Genomic DNA, 13,309 nt, shown 5'->3' with positions numbered 1-13,309 from the left:
CGAAAGCGGAGTGTCGGGCGATGCATCAGGTGACTGACACACCGTCTTCGCGAGCAAGCCCGCTCCCACATTTTGACTGTATTTCAAGTCGAGCTCGGTGGGAGCTGTGTTTCGGATCAGGCCATGTAGGGCACGGCAATCAGCAGGATGGCGGTGCCGTGGGCGATCGTCGCCGGCAACACGCCATAACGCATGCGCACCAATGCGCACGCCAAGCCTTCGATCAGGGTAAACAGCAACACCGGCCAGCCCAGTTGGGTGACGCTCAAGGCCAGGAAAGCATGACAGGCTGCGAAGGCCACGCCGCTGATCAACGCTGCCCGCAACGGTGTGACCTGCTGCTCCAGATAGCCCTGTAAAAAACCGCGAAACAGCACCTCTTCCAACGCATTGGCACCATAGGCCAACACCACCATGCCCGGCAGCCACACCCAGTAGCCGGGGATCGCGGACGCCTCGATGCCTTGGTAAAGCCTCAGCGGCACGCCGATCAAACAGCCCACCGCCAGTGCAACAGCCAGGCCAACCGCCGGGTTGCCGATGGTCCCGCGCACCCACTGCCACAGCTCCGGCGCTATCCGTGCAAGCACAACAATCGATAGCAGCGATAAACCACCCAGCGCCGCCAACACAAAGGCATTGCCGCTGAATGCAATTTGCACCTCGCTGCTCAACGACCAGATGCCCAACGGCGTCAGCGCATCACGCAGCAACACAAATGCCATCAGCAAGATAAGGATGCGTAGCGCGGACAACGCTCTGGGCGTCAGCGCAAACCACAGGCCAAACAGCAACACGCCGGGTGCCAGGTAGCGCGCATAGTTGACCAGCACCACCCAGCCTGCGGTAATCATCAACGGTTATTCCCGCAGGTTAAGCGTGAGCAATGGCCAGCATTTCGATTTCAACCGCCGCTGATTTGGGCAGCTGCATCACACCCACCGATGTGCGTGTGTGCGCCCCGGCGGCACCGAGGATTTCATGCAGCAAGTCGGAGGCCGCATTGGCCACTTCGCTCTGCTGGTCGAAATCTTCAGCACTGCGCACGTACACCGCAATGCGCGGGATTGCCTTGACCTGATCCAGCGAACCCAAGGTCTGCTTGAGCAACCCCAGGCAACGCAATGCACTGATACTCGCAGCGATTTGCGCCTGCGCCAGGGTCAGGCTTTCGCCGACTTTGCCCGGCAGTACGATGGTGTCGCCGACACGCGGAATCTGGCCGCTGATGTACAGGTGATTACCGTCGCGCACCAGCGGCGTGTAGTTGCCGCCGATTTTGAATGCTTCCAATCGATAGCCGATGCGCTCTTGCGCGGCCTGGTATTTCTGATCCGGTGTCATACGCGTGAATCCTCCTGGCGACGTTGCCATTCATCCACCACATCGCCCAGCGTCTTGGGAATGTCGTTGCGAATCCAGGCCATCAACGGCCGGTCGAACTTGAACGCCGGGCCGCAGTGTTCAAGCATGAATCGGCGAACTTTCTGGGTATTTTTGTAGTGTGGCGTCACGGGGGTGGCACGGGTCATGACGCCGCTGTGCCAGTCAAAATCCATTTTGCACCTCGGCCGAGTGGTTGTTTCGCCAGTAGCATAGCGATGTGCTACTGGTGCAGGAAGCGGCACGCGAGCGCCTTGACACTTATTTGATGTGTTGGGATGTCGTACGAGGCGGTCGAATTTTCATGAACCCCTTACTTCTTACCTTTTTTTGACTTATCAAAATTTCACTTTCCTTCGTTGACGAAAATATTGCATGGTTGTACGACGACTAAAGTGGTCGTAGCGCCCCCAACAACAATAAGGAAACACCCATGCCAAACGTCAAACTGCTGATCGGTTTTCTGTGCCTGTTTTCCGGGTACGTCGCAGCGGCGCCCGCCGCCGCTGAAAAGGAGGTGGCTCAAGCGGTCGACCAACTGACCCAAGCCATGCTGCACCTGGACCTCAAGACGCTGCACGCGCTGACGTCCGACAAACTCACCTACGGCCATTCCAGTGGCAAAGTGCAGGACAAGGCGCAGTTCATCGCCGATCTGGAAACCCACACCAGCGCCTTCAAGACCCTGGAAATGCAAAACCAGACCATCACCCTGGACGGCGACACCGCGCTGGTGCGCAACCACTTTCACGCCCTGGCCGTGAACAGCGGCGTCGACGTGCCGACCGACATCGACAACTTTCAGGTCTGGCAAAAGCAAAAAGGCAAGTGGCTGCTGATCGGGCGTCAGGCGTACAAATACTGATGACCGCGGTGAGCCGCCCAAGCTCGGCTCACCACTGCACCACCCTGCGCACGCGCACCAGTGCCGTGCGTAGCGCCGCCATGTCCACCGAGCCCAGTGCCAGGCGCAGCGCATGCGGTACACACGCCGAGACGGCAAACGGCTCGGCGGTGGACACCGAAATGCCCTCGCGTTGCAGGGTCATGGCAACCTGATCGGCCCGCGCCTCTTCTTGCAGCGGCAACCACAAAAAATACGACGAGGGGTGGCTGATGTAATCCACCCCGGCCAACACCTGCGCGGCCAAGGCTTGTCGTGCCTGGGCATCCTGGCGCTTTTGCGCTTCCAGGCGGGCGACGGTGCCGTCCTCGATCCAGGCGACGGCAATCGCGCTCATCACCCCGGGCACGTTCCAGGTGGTGGCCATGATGGTGCGTTCAATCGCCTTTACCCATGCCGCAGGCGCCGCAACAAAACCGACGCGCAAGCCGGTGGCGACACTCTTGGACAGCCCGCCGACGTACACCGTGCGTTCCGGCGCCAGGGCCGCCAGTGGCGGCGGTGCGTCCTCGGCCAGGTAGGCGTAGGCCGCATCCTCGATCACCATCAGGTGGTGCTGGCGGGCGATGGCCACCAGTTGTGTTCGTTGCTCCAGGCTCATCACCCAGCCCAACGGGTTATGCAGGGTCGGCATGCTGTACACGGCGCGCACCGGCCGCTGGCGACACAGGCGTTGCAAAGCCGCCAGGTCCGGGCCGTGGGCCGTGACCGCGATGGCGACGATTTCCAGGTGCAAGGTTTCCGCCAGCACCTTGAACCCCGAATACGTCAGCGCGTCGACGGCGATCACATCCCCTGGCTTGAGCAACGCCATCATCGCCACCGCCAAACCGTGCTGGGCACCGCTGACCACCAGCACCTGCTCGGCCTCCACCGCCAACCCTCGGCTCACCAGATGGCGGGCCATGGCGGCGCGCTCGTGCAAACGGCCGGCATGGGGCTGGTAACGCAGCAACGCTTCCAGATCGCCCGACAACGCCAATTGGCGCAAGGCCGTGCGCAACAGCTCCGCCTGCCCCGGCAGCGACGGGTAGTTGAAGTTAAGGTCGAGCATCCCCGTCGCAACGCTCATCTGCCCACTGCCCTGCCCTGGCGGCAACGCGATCTCGCGGACAAACGTGCCACGGCCGGTTTCACCGCTGACCAGGCCCATGGCCTCAAGTTCGGCGTACACCCGGCTCGCGGTCACCAGTGCCAGGCGGTGGTCGGCGGCCAGTTGCCGGTGGGTGGGCAGGCGCGTGCCGGGCGGCAAAACCCCGCTGCGGATGTCCTCGGCGAAGGTGTCGACCAGCGACTTATAGCGGGCGCGCGGCATAGGCGGTGTATCCATGACAATTTTTTGATTGTGCTGATATTCGACCCTAGGATGCCCGTCACGCAACCCTTCCTTTCGAGCACAACCCATGGAACGTACCTCAGCGCTCAACCCCCTCGACAGCAGCACCCAAGGGTGGATCAACGGTTTTATCGGCGTCGTGATTTTCAGCGGTTCATTGCCGGCCACACGCTTGGCGGTGATGGAATTCGACCCGGTGTTCCTGACCATGATCCGCGCCACCCTCGCCGCCGTGCTGGGTTTATGCCTGCTGCGGCTGTTCCAGGTGAAGCGCCCCGCGCGTCATCAATGGCTGCCCCTGGTAATCGTGTCGCTCGGCGTTGTGGTCGGCTTTCCCTTGCTCACCGCGCTGGCCTTGCAATACGTCACTTCCGCCCATTCGATTGTGTTTATCGGCTTACTGCCGCTCGCCACGGCAGTGTTTGGCGTGCTGCGCGGCGGCGAGCGTCCGCGCCCGGTGTTCTGGTTATTTTCGAGCCTGGGCAGCCTGCTGGTGATGGGCTACGCCGTGGCCCAAGGCTTGAGCGCCGCCCCTGCCGGTGACGTGCTGATGCTGTTGGCGGTGTTGGCCTGCGGCCTGGGTTACGCCGAAGGCGCCAAGCTCTCGCGCAGCCTGGGTGGCTGGCAGGTGATCTGCTGGGCGTTGGTGGTGTCGCTGCCGGTGGTGGCGCCCTTGAGCCTGATCCTGGCGCCGTCGACCCTGGCCGGGATCAGCCTGCCGGCCTGGCTGAGCCTGGGTTATGTGGCACTGTTCAGCATGCTGATCGGCTTTGTGTTCTGGTATCGCGGCCTGGCCCAAGGCGGCATTGCCGCCGTCGGCCAGTTGCAGTTGCTGCAACCGTTCTTCGGGCTGGCATTGGCGGCGGGCCTGCTGCATGAACAGGTCAGCCTGGGCATGGTGCTGGTGACGGTCGCGGTGATCGGCTGCGTGGCCGGCGCGAAGCGGTTCGCCCGTTAAGGGCCGTAGCGTTGTGGCGCGACCATCTTGAATTTGATGTTGATGCCGTTGGACACCACGCTGTTGCCGGCCCATTCGCCTTCACCAATGTGGAAGTCGTCGCGGTTGAGGATGAACTCACCGTCGAACACGCCGATACCGCTTTGCTCCTTGAGCACGACCTCAATATTGACCGGCCGCGTAATGCCCTTGATCGTCAGGTTGCCGGTGATCCTGTAGCGGTTGTCGCCCAGCGCGCGGGCACCGTTGGATTCATACACGCCCACCGGATAGGTTGCGGTGTCGAACCACGCCGGTTGCTGCAACCGGGTGTTGGCGTCCTGGCTGCCGGCATCGATACTGGCGAGCTGGATCTTCAGCAATGCGTGCGCCGCCTCGGGCTTTTGCGTGTCGAAGGTCAAGGTGCCCTCAAAGTCGCTGAAGGTGCCATAGACCCGCTGCCCGAATTGCTGGAAGGTAAAGCTGATCTGGCTGGCCGTGCGGTTGACGTCTTTGTACTCCACGGCCTGGGCATTGGAAAACCAACCCACAACCAGAGCCAGCATGACGACCGGGTGCGTTCGACGCTTCATGGAAAACTCCGCAGGAGAAAAGAACACGCGTGCTGAGCTTACACGCCACGCCATGGATGTATTCCCATCGGGCGTTTGTCCTGTTAAACAGAGTAGTCGCCCCAGCACAATAAGGACTTTGCATGCACACCCCTTCTCTGCAGGACACCACCGCCCCCGAAGGCATTTGCTACGGCTGCGGCGGCAGCAACCCGCACGGCCTGCACATCAAAAGCCGCTGGGACACCGATGGCGTCCATGTAATTGCCGAGCATCAGCCGGACGCCAAATACAGCGGCTGGCCCGACCTGGTCTACGGCGGCCTGATCGCCATGCTGGTCGACTGCCATTCCAACTGGACCGCCATGGCCTACCACTACCGCGCCGAACAACGCGCGCCCGGCAGCCTGCCGCGCATCGACTGCGTGACCGGCAACCTGGGGATCAAATTCATCAAGCCGACGCCGATGGGCGTAACGCTGACCCTGCGCGCACGGGTCGAAGGTGACGTGGGGCGCAAAAGCCGCGTGGTCTGCGAGGTGTACGCCGGTGACGTGCTCACCGCCGTCGGCGACTCGGTGTTCGTGCGCGTCGACACCGGGCAACTGGCCGCCGCCGCCCATGGCCGCGACAGTTGATCCTGGTCTACAGTGATGACCACCGCTAATCGAGGACTGCTCCGATGACTCGTCTCACCGCGAAAGACTTTGCCCCCGAACTGCTGGAACTCTATGACGGCTACGCCCACGGCAAGCTCAACCGCCGCGAATTTCTCGACCGCGCCGCGCTGTTCACCTTCGGCGGCCTCACCGCCTCGGCGCTGCTGGCGGCCCTGAGCCCCAACTATGCGCTGGCCGAACAGGTCAAATTCACCGACCCGGACATCGTCGCCGACTACATCACCTACCCCTCGCCCAAAGGCAACGGCACCGTGCGCGGCTACCTCGTGCGCCCGGCCAAAGCCAGCGGCAAACTGCCCGCCGTGGTGGTGGTGCACGAAAACCGCGGCTTGAACCCCTACATCGAAGACGTCGCCCGGCGCCTGGCCAAAGCCGGTTTCATCGCCCTGGCACCCGACGGCCTCACCTCCGTGGGCGGCTACCCCGGCAACGATGAAAAAGGCGTGGAACTGCAACAAAAAGTCGACCCCACCAAACTCATGAACGACTTCTTCGCCGCCATCGAATGGCTGATGCACCACGACAGCAGCACCGGCAAAGTCGGGATTACCGGCTTCTGTTATGGCGGCGGCGTGACCAATGCGGCGGCGGTGGCGTATCCCGAACTGGGTGCGGCAGTGTCGTTCTATGGGCGCCAACCTGAGGCCAAGGACGTGCCACGCATAAAAGCACCGATCATGCTGCATTACGGCGAGTTGGACACGCGGATCAACGAGGGCTGGCCGGCGTATGAGAAAGCGCTGAAGGCCGCAGGCACGTCCTATGAGGCGTATATCTACAAAGGCGCCAATCATGGGTTTCATAATGATTCAACGCCACGGTATGACGAGGCGGCGGCGAATCTGGCGTGGGAAAGAACCCTAGGCTGGTTCCACAAATACCTGGCCTGATCACGATCCGAAAGGTGGGAGCTGGCTTGCCTGCGATGGCGGTCTTCCAGTGACAAATGTGCTGGCCGGTCCGGCGTTATCGCAGGCAAGCCAGCCCCCACATTTGATCGGTGTTGCCCGCTCACCATGCATGGTCAAAGGCCAGCAATCCATATCGCTTTAATTTGCAGGAAGTTTCCTAGACAATCCTTTGGCCTTGCGCCTGCTCACGCCAGTGGCTAGCCTCCGCTCTGTCGCTGCCTATCAGCGAACAGGAGTGGAAACCTGAGAACAAGTAGGCCCCCTTATCAGGAGCTTATGTATGAGCAAAAGCCATTCGGATTCAACTCGCTTCACCCCCGACCGCAAGATCTTTGATCGCGCCCTGAGTCACTATCTGCAACCCGCTTCACCGCAATCTTTTACCGTGCATCAAGACCTAAGCTTCGAAGACGCCCTCGCCCAAATCTGCAACCTGCTGCGCTGTGCTGCGGCCACCGCTGCCGACATCACCCAAGGCCTGAGCGGCGATCAACGCCATATGGCTGGCGCAACCGAACACCTGATCGACATGGCCCGCACACTTGCCGACCGCGCACTGGATTGCCTGCAGCCCAGGGCATAAGCCAGCGCCCCTGACACGGCACAAAACAAAGGTGGGAGCTGGCTTGCCTGCGATGGCATCACTTGGGTCTGTCAGAAAAACCGAGGTGTTTGCATCGCAGGCAAACCAGCTCCCACATTGGACACTCACTGTTGTCGGAATCAATGCTCCAACGCATACCGCCGACAATGGTTCAGATAGCCCTGCTCATGGCTGACCACCAGTTGAACTAAAAATAGAGAAGAATAGTGGTCTGACCCCATTTTTTGATGACCCCATTTTTTGTTGGGGCCTGACCCCATTTTTTGCATCATCAAGCGCAGAGCTTGGAGTAAATTTGTGGGGATCCCTCAGGGTCTGACCCCATTTTTCTACTGACACGCCACGATTCAACCATCCCCGCGCTGGTGATCGACACGCAAGCCCCTCTTGATGTTCTCTATGATGCCGCTGCTTACCGCATTCGTGCAGTGACTCAGTTTCTGGAAAACCTGGCATTTCGCGAGGAAATCAGCAGTGATGCGATTGTCCTTCACGACTTTGCGTTGTTGCTGGCCATTCCATTGCGTGACGGTTGCGATCTCATGGATGTAATTGGGCGAAGGTTAATTTCGCAAGACTTATAAATAAACTCGGGCGACGTAGAGCCGCCCGATCTGGCTAAGCTCAGAGCCTAAGATGTAAAAATAAAAGTCAATTCATTAAAGAGCTATCTCTTAAAGCTGATATTAAAAAGCACACACTAACCTGAAAGAACACACTCAAGCTTGAATAAGCTCGTCCTTTTCACACTAACAGCCTATGAAAATTAAATAAATCCGCCCAGTTTTGCGCCTTGCCTTTACCTCATATAGACGAGTAATAATTTCTCACACCAGCAAGCACACCTATAATTTTATCCTTTTCAATATACGCCTCCTTCACATCAAAGCTCACTACTCGCTCCCAATGACATCCGCCGCCTCCATCTTGTTGCAACTTACTATGCCTTGCACCAAGAACCCTAACCAAATCATTATCCGAAACGGCAAAAACAGCATATCCAGAATCATTGATATTCTCCGTTGACGCTTGAAACCTGTAACTCTGCTCAAACTCTTCTGATTCATCCTCGCCTATTAGCTCAGGAGAAATCATTCCAAGCATATGAATGAAAGCAGACTTAGCATCTTTTTCAAAAATATCTTTATCATCCTGAAATACGTACAACGGATTTGAATTATCGAGCAGAGAGTAAACATCCACCCAGAGTGTTGACGTTTTTATTTCCTCCGGCAAAAAAAAACCATCAATACAGAAATGAAATATCCCATTCTTTGAAGTGCTATCACCCCATTCTGGAAAACACTGTATTAGAATCGCAAAATTATGCGGATCACCAAATATCATACCTTCACCTCCCCTTGCCGCCCAAGCCTAGAAGTTTTTTGATGTCATTAGGGATGTCACTTTTACTGAGCGGATTTCTTGAGTCATTTGTGCTCCCATTCCAATGAAATTCTCCGTTCGTCCCCTAGAAAAATAGGGGTCAGACCCTGAGGGATCCCCGATTTATCTTACCGAAAATCAAGAAGTTGGAATATTGAAGAGGCCTGCATGAGTCGGCAACTTGGTTTGCACCACACAAGAGGAAAATAGGGGTCAGACCACGTTTAGTGCTCCGTCAGAAGAATAGTGGTCTGACCCCGTTTTTCATTGGACCAAGTAAAAATTACTCTTTTCGACGATAAACGACCCTCTCAGCTTCCGACAAGCTAGGTAGGTCTTCGTTGCCGACCAAAATTTCCGACTTGCATTTTAAATTTGAGTCATGATAAGCAGTATATTGACATATGATATCTTCGACCTCATCAATATCATCCTCTATATTTTCTTCAAGATAAAATCTAATTAACCAAACATCATCTTCACAAGACAATACCACCATCCTGAAGTTTGGAGTAACTGCCCCCAGCATCGCTTGAACAAGCATTAAGACTTGGAAATTCCAAGTTTTCAATTCAGCTTCTGCATTCATTTCTGAGTCCAATTAGGGTTAGCAGGGACAATACTTGGGCTTTTTGTACCTTTGATGATAAAGACATTAGTTGGCTGAGCGGTTATACCAACGCCAGCGTTAACGTTAGTGCCGGTTACGCCTTCAAACTTGACCACCGAAAACCCTTGAGCATTCTTACCTAAAATCTTAACCTGCCCTATGCGGTAAGCGTCTAGTACTTTTTGAGCATCATCAACGCTGCTCAAGAACCCACCGCCTCCTCGAGCTTCAAGCTCAGGAAGAATAGTGGTCTGACCCCATTTTTCTAAAGGTTTCAATAGAAAGCTCTAGGCAGTCACCTGCCTCAAACCTTACTGTAATCATCTGTCATCCCAGTCCAAAGGTGAAATTTCAAAAAAACAGCGGTTAGACCACGTTTAGTGCTCCGTTAGAAGAATAGTGGTCTGACCCCATTTTTTCACATTTTTTCATAAATTACATTCCATGATGATGTTTGACATTGAGATCGTACTGCTTAAGAGTCTGCTCAAATTTAGCTCTGACCTCAGGCGTCCAGCTCTTCCAGTAGTACCCACTAAACTCATTAGCGATTACCGCCCCGTTGGGCCCTCGCCGGAAGAATAGTGGTCTGACCCCATTTTTCCTCTGCCGGTAGATTGAGCGCTTCTTGATCTTGAATAAACGTTCCCCAACTAGACTGGAGACTTCTTCGAGTAACGCTCTTCTAATCTCTCCACAGACCTTAGAACACTGCCCCCATCATCAGGAAAGAAAGTAGAGTAAACATCAGCTGCAATTTTCATCAGGGAAACGTAGTCTGGCACTGGGATACTTGAAGTTTCCACTTCGCCCAAAAAGAAACTGACCTCACTGAAATCTTCTGGATCGTCCCAGTCCTGATCAAGAGAGTAAAAAAATCCTTCACTCACAGAGAAGCCAACTCCCCGCGAAGCGTCATAGATAAACGCTGGAAAATTAGTCCTCCCCCTCGCCATAGAAGCCTCTATCAATTCGTAAAGGTCTTCATAATCCAGACCAGTTGAAGCAAATGACTCCTTTAGGCTCTCAAGCCAAGCCAAGCTAGCCATCAGTTTGTCCTCCGCGGCATAGTGATAAAGGAGTTTGTTATTTCTCCAGTCTTGCTATTACGGGGATTCCTCAGGGTCTGACCCCGTTTTTCTGCAATATTTGCAACAAAGACTCTTCATAGGAGACATCTAACTCTTCACTATAAGCGGCCATAGCAGCTTCGCAAAGCTTATCAAACTGTCTAATTGTGTCACTCACTTTTTGGCACCCACGCACCTGATCTAGGGTTACCAAGAGTTGGCACCCATACTTTTTCTACGTACTTCCCTGATACGTCAAAGCCTTTTTGGGCAAAGGCTTTTTCTGCGGCGGCCTGCGCCGCTGGACCACTCAGCGTCTGACCCATTTCTCTGACCCCATTTCTCCTTTATTTTGATGGACTTATGAAAAACGTGATCCGCTCAATGTTTTATCGAAGGGACCAGTCGTGTATCGATATAAACTTGATAACTTGTTCTGGCGCATCTTCTAAGGAAGCTCTGTAGTCCGTAACAAAACTAATCCCCGTCAATATGCTTCCGAATTTCTTCAGAAGAAAGTCATCATCCGCATCATTAAACAAAACATCAAACTCCCTTTCCAAGCTCCGAAGATCATCTCCCACGCTGACACTATTAAATCTCCCAAAATACCCTGCACCTACGGAAATTCTATAAAGCCTTCCTGCATTCTCAAAGTACAGCGAGACCACCTCATTCATAAATCGATATGAAAATAAAAGTTCATTACCAAAACCGATCCGCCTCTTAATTCCGACCCAAGAGTTATTCTTAAGGAGAATATCACGAACAGGTACTTCCGGACCGTACCACTCAACCTCCCCAACCTCTTCGCTAACATTGGAAAATGACTCACCCAAAGAAAATCCTGCTGCTGATATACCTGGAATAAGGTCAGCGTACAAATCAGGGAATAAATTTCTCATATATCAGTTCCAACCCTTCCACTCACCGCCCTCATATTTCAGACGATTTCCTTGGGTATCATAGTATTGTTGATAACGCGTAATAGTGCCTGGACTAAAATCAGGCGACGGATCAATTACCCGTATTTCTATATTTTTATTGCCAACCTTCTCAGTACTAACAAGCTTATAGTACGGACTATCACCGTGGGTTCCACCGCCCGGATGAAACTCTACCTCTTTTATTGTCGGGTGTCCTTCAACGTTAAAGACCTGTGCTTTACCTGAAGTACCAGCCAATGGTGCTTTCGGCGTAAGGCTCGCACCATCAAGCGTTAACGACTGCTTGATGTCATCAATCGACTTACCCCACATGCTCGACGGCGATTCAGCAATATTTCGAGGAATCCCTGCTTGGGCAGCCAGATCGTCTCTCAGCCCAACACGCGCAATCGCAGAAGTAGCCGGCACTTCAGCTGCGCCCGTCGCTTTTACTACCGTCAACTCAGCCTTAACAACCTTAGCAGTGACCTTTTCGACGAGCAAGGCCCCGCTTTTGAGCGCTCCCCCAACCCCCGTCCCTAGCGCCACAACGTCGCTTATCAGCTTCCCGGCTTCACGCCCTGCGTTAAACGATCCACTCGCCCCGGCTCGTTCATACTCCGATTGCAGATTGTCAATTCGTTCGATGTAGGACTGCTTCATAGTGTCCGAGACATGACCCAGCACATCCTCGCTTTCAAGCACGGACCTCAACGCCCGAAACGTCTGTATCGGGCTGCCGGCAACTTCCAAGATGCCCTTGACCGTATCAAGTAGCCCTTCCGGCACGCCAACCACTGCCCCACCCGCAAAGCTGGCGTCCTGCCCGGCGTCGATCAATTCCCACTTCGTATTGATCCTGAGTCTTTCTAGTGCATCTTCGCTTTCTGCCAGCTCTTTCGCTCTCTGAGACTTTTGATGCTCGCCCAGGTAGTTGTACTGCGTAGCATTCTTCGCGACCCAAGCCCCCTTCTCCATGGCGGCCGCATCTGCATCCTTCTGCCCCGCCGCCGCCAGCACACCGACAATCTGCGAACTCATCGTCAGCAATTCTTCATTGCCTTTGACCAGAGTATTCAGATGAGTAACCAGCGCCTCATTCGCGCCCGCAGCCAGCGCACCGGTTTTGAAGTCGCCGCCCGTAGCTTCAGCCAGCAAACCACCGACCATCGCGTGAATCGCAATTTTGGGTGCAGATCCATCGGCAACTACACCTTGGGTGTAATTACCCACCAGGTTGAAACTCGCTGCCGCCAGTGTATTGAACAGCGCGCCTTTCAACGCATCGCTAGCGCTACCGCCCTGTCCCAGCGCCTTGCCCAGCAGCATGGACGTGCCGCTTTGCAATGTCTGGTTGGCAGCAAATTTACCGACACCACTCCAAGTATTCAGCAGACCTTGCGTCGTAACTTTCCCAGTGATTGTGTTTGTTTGAGTACCCGTCCAATCACCAAAATAAGCAGCGGTCAGGCCTGCTGTAGCACCCGCAATCACATACCCCTTCATCGCATCCGAAGAAGTCACATCCTTAAGCACTGCGCCCAGGTTGCCGCGATTATTGACGACGCTGACGCTTGCGTTGGTGGAGGCTCCCGACGCCACAGCCCCAGCTACCGCCCCTGCCGTACCGCCACCCGCTGCAGCTGCCGCCATAGGCCCAACCACCGCCGCCATCACAATCGCAATAATGATCTGCGAAGCCGGCCCCAACCCCGAGTTGCTGTACTTGAAGCTGTCATGAATCTCCTTGACCTGCCTCCAGTCCACATCACCCCTTGCCTCGGCGTCCTTGATCCACGCCAACTGGGGATCAGCCTTGACCATCGCATCAATGGATTGGCTGACGGTCTGTTGATTGACCTGATTGACGTCAATCTTCAGGCCTTCGACCGCCTTGATCGCGATGCTGCCCTCGGCAACCATTTGGGTCTGGCGCAACGTCTCGTCGGTGTTGCCTTTGCCTTTGGAAGACACCCAGAAGGCATTGTTA

At 55.4% G+C, this 13,309-nt stretch carries 17 protein-coding genes; 6 read left to right on the top strand and 11 right to left on the bottom strand.

The annotated features are described in order from the left end of the window. Positions 1-116: 116 nt before the first annotated feature. From A7D21_RS32555 to A7D21_RS32545, 3 genes are read right to left on the bottom strand one after another with little or no spacing between them, the layout of a single operon-like run. Positions 117-854 (bottom strand): CPBP family intramembrane glutamic endopeptidase, encoded by a 738-nt coding sequence (locus A7D21_RS32555; RefSeq protein ID WP_069553706.1) that lies wholly within the window; start codon positions 852-854, stop codon positions 117-119. Between the two features lie 19 nt (positions 855-873). After that, entirely contained in the window at positions 874-1,344 is a 471-nt protein-coding gene (locus tag A7D21_RS32550) for a RidA family protein (protein ID WP_069553705.1), read from the bottom strand. Next, positions 1,341-1,559: a DUF6434 domain-containing protein gene (locus A7D21_RS32545; RefSeq protein WP_053255820.1), complete on the bottom strand. Its 219-nt coding sequence runs from the start codon at positions 1,557-1,559 to the stop codon at positions 1,341-1,343. The genes A7D21_RS32550 and A7D21_RS32545 overlap by 4 nt, the downstream gene beginning before the upstream one ends. Before the next feature lie 257 nt (positions 1,560-1,816). Between A7D21_RS32545 and A7D21_RS32540 the strand changes: the two genes are divergently transcribed. Then, positions 1,817-2,248, top strand: coding sequence for a nuclear transport factor 2 family protein (locus A7D21_RS32540; protein WP_069553704.1), 432 nt, complete (start codon positions 1,817-1,819; stop codon positions 2,246-2,248). 28 nt (positions 2,249-2,276) lie between these two features. Here A7D21_RS32540 and A7D21_RS32535 read toward each other — a convergent pair whose 3' ends face one another. After that, positions 2,277-3,602, bottom strand: coding sequence for a PLP-dependent aminotransferase family protein (locus tag A7D21_RS32535; protein ID WP_069553703.1), 1,326 nt, complete (start codon positions 3,600-3,602; stop codon positions 2,277-2,279). A gap of 88 nt (positions 3,603-3,690) precedes the next feature. On the opposite strand from A7D21_RS32535, the gene A7D21_RS32530 reads away from it, so the two are divergent. Then, positions 3,691-4,581: a DMT family transporter gene (locus A7D21_RS32530; protein ID WP_069553702.1), complete on the top strand. Its 891-nt coding sequence runs from the start codon at positions 3,691-3,693 to the stop codon at positions 4,579-4,581. On the opposite strand, the gene A7D21_RS32525 is transcribed toward A7D21_RS32530, so the two are convergent. Beyond that, positions 4,578-5,153, bottom strand: coding sequence for a YceI family protein (locus A7D21_RS32525; protein ID WP_069553701.1), 576 nt, complete (start codon positions 5,151-5,153; stop codon positions 4,578-4,580). The genes A7D21_RS32530 and A7D21_RS32525 overlap by 4 nt on opposite strands. A gap of 122 nt (positions 5,154-5,275) precedes the next feature. Here A7D21_RS32525 and A7D21_RS32520 point away from each other — a divergent pair, with 122 nt between their 5' ends. The 4 genes from A7D21_RS32520 (at position 5,276) to A7D21_RS32505 (ending at position 7,911) form a co-directional block, all read left to right on the top strand. Then, positions 5,276-5,770 carry a PaaI family thioesterase gene (locus tag A7D21_RS32520; protein ID WP_069553700.1) on the top strand — a complete coding sequence of 165 codons (495 nt, stop codon included), beginning with the start codon at positions 5,276-5,278 and terminating at the stop codon, positions 5,768-5,770. Positions 5,771-5,814: 44 nt separating this feature from the next. Next, positions 5,815-6,702 carry a YghX family hydrolase gene (yghX, locus tag A7D21_RS32515; protein WP_053255814.1) on the top strand — a complete coding sequence of 296 codons (888 nt, stop codon included), beginning with the start codon at positions 5,815-5,817 and terminating at the stop codon, positions 6,700-6,702. Between the two features lie 301 nt (positions 6,703-7,003). Beyond that, a complete protein-coding gene (locus tag A7D21_RS32510) occupies positions 7,004-7,306 on the top strand; it encodes a DUF6124 family protein (protein ID WP_141718311.1) in 303 nt (100 codons plus the stop codon). Positions 7,307-7,650: 344 nt separating this feature from the next. After that, entirely contained in the window at positions 7,651-7,911 is a 261-nt protein-coding gene (locus A7D21_RS32505; RefSeq protein ID WP_069553699.1) for a hypothetical protein, read from the top strand. A gap of 220 nt (positions 7,912-8,131) precedes the next feature. Here the strand turns inward: A7D21_RS32505 and A7D21_RS32500 are convergent, their stop codons facing one another. The 6 genes from A7D21_RS32500 to A7D21_RS36425 form a co-directional block, all read right to left on the bottom strand. Next, positions 8,132-8,674 carry an immunity 42 family protein gene (locus A7D21_RS32500; protein ID WP_069553698.1) on the bottom strand — a complete coding sequence of 181 codons (543 nt, stop codon included), beginning with the start codon at positions 8,672-8,674 and terminating at the stop codon, positions 8,132-8,134. A 322-nt stretch (positions 8,675-8,996) separates the two neighbouring features. Next, a complete protein-coding gene (locus A7D21_RS32495) occupies positions 8,997-9,302 on the bottom strand; it encodes a hypothetical protein (protein WP_069553697.1) in 306 nt (101 codons plus the stop codon). Further along, entirely contained in the window at positions 9,299-9,601 is a 303-nt protein-coding gene (locus A7D21_RS34955) for a hypothetical protein (RefSeq protein WP_171902661.1), read from the bottom strand. The genes A7D21_RS32495 and A7D21_RS34955 overlap by 4 nt, the downstream gene beginning before the upstream one ends. A gap of 375 nt (positions 9,602-9,976) precedes the next feature. Further along, positions 9,977-10,372: a hypothetical protein gene (locus tag A7D21_RS32490; protein ID WP_053255811.1), complete on the bottom strand. Its 396-nt coding sequence runs from the start codon at positions 10,370-10,372 to the stop codon at positions 9,977-9,979. A gap of 410 nt (positions 10,373-10,782) precedes the next feature. Then, on the bottom strand, positions 10,783-11,298 hold the full coding sequence (locus tag A7D21_RS32485) for a hypothetical protein (protein ID WP_053255810.1): 516 nt from the start codon (positions 11,296-11,298) through the stop codon (positions 10,783-10,785). A 3-nt stretch (positions 11,299-11,301) separates the two neighbouring features. Continuing rightward, positions 11,302-13,309 (bottom strand): DUF637 domain-containing protein (locus A7D21_RS36425; protein WP_256556935.1); only part of this gene is annotated, 2,008 nt, incomplete at its 5' end.

The sequence above is a fragment of the Pseudomonas sp. AP19 genome, assembly GCF_001728855.1.
GTDB classification, from domain to species: Bacteria; Pseudomonadota; Gammaproteobacteria; order Pseudomonadales; family Pseudomonadaceae; genus Aquipseudomonas; species Aquipseudomonas fluorescens.
This window is presented reverse-complemented; position numbering and strand designations above follow the sequence as displayed.

Coding starts and splice junctions, on each gene's coding strand:
- A7D21_RS32510 (WP_141718311.1), top strand. CDS start 7,004: ATGAGCAAAAGCCATTCGGATTCAACTCGCTTCACCCCCGACCGCAAG.
- A7D21_RS32525 (WP_069553701.1), bottom strand. CDS start 5,153: ATGAAGCGTCGAACGCACCCGGTCGTCATGCTGGCTCTGGTTGTGGGT.
- A7D21_RS32490 (WP_053255811.1), bottom strand. CDS start 10,372: ATGGCTAGCTTGGCTTGGCTTGAGAGCCTAAAGGAGTCATTTGCTTCA.
- A7D21_RS32500 (WP_069553698.1), bottom strand. CDS start 8,674: ATGATATTTGGTGATCCGCATAATTTTGCGATTCTAATACAGTGTTTT.
- A7D21_RS32555 (WP_069553706.1), bottom strand. CDS start 854: ATGATTACCGCAGGCTGGGTGGTGCTGGTCAACTATGCGCGCTACCTG.
- A7D21_RS32520 (WP_069553700.1), top strand. CDS start 5,276: ATGCACACCCCTTCTCTGCAGGACACCACCGCCCCCGAAGGCATTTGC.
- A7D21_RS32535 (WP_069553703.1), bottom strand. CDS start 3,602: ATGCCGCGCGCCCGCTATAAGTCGCTGGTCGACACCTTCGCCGAGGAC.
- A7D21_RS32545 (WP_053255820.1), bottom strand. CDS start 1,559: ATGGATTTTGACTGGCACAGCGGCGTCATGACCCGTGCCACCCCCGTG.
- yghX (WP_053255814.1), top strand. CDS start 5,815: ATGACTCGTCTCACCGCGAAAGACTTTGCCCCCGAACTGCTGGAACTC.
- A7D21_RS32550 (WP_069553705.1), bottom strand. CDS start 1,344: ATGACACCGGATCAGAAATACCAGGCCGCGCAAGAGCGCATCGGCTAT.
- A7D21_RS32530 (WP_069553702.1), top strand. CDS start 3,691: ATGGAACGTACCTCAGCGCTCAACCCCCTCGACAGCAGCACCCAAGGG.
- A7D21_RS32540 (WP_069553704.1), top strand. CDS start 1,817: ATGCCAAACGTCAAACTGCTGATCGGTTTTCTGTGCCTGTTTTCCGGG.
- A7D21_RS32485 (WP_053255810.1), bottom strand. CDS start 11,298: ATGAGAAATTTATTCCCTGATTTGTACGCTGACCTTATTCCAGGTATA.
- A7D21_RS32495 (WP_069553697.1), bottom strand. CDS start 9,302: ATGAATGCAGAAGCTGAATTGAAAACTTGGAATTTCCAAGTCTTAATG.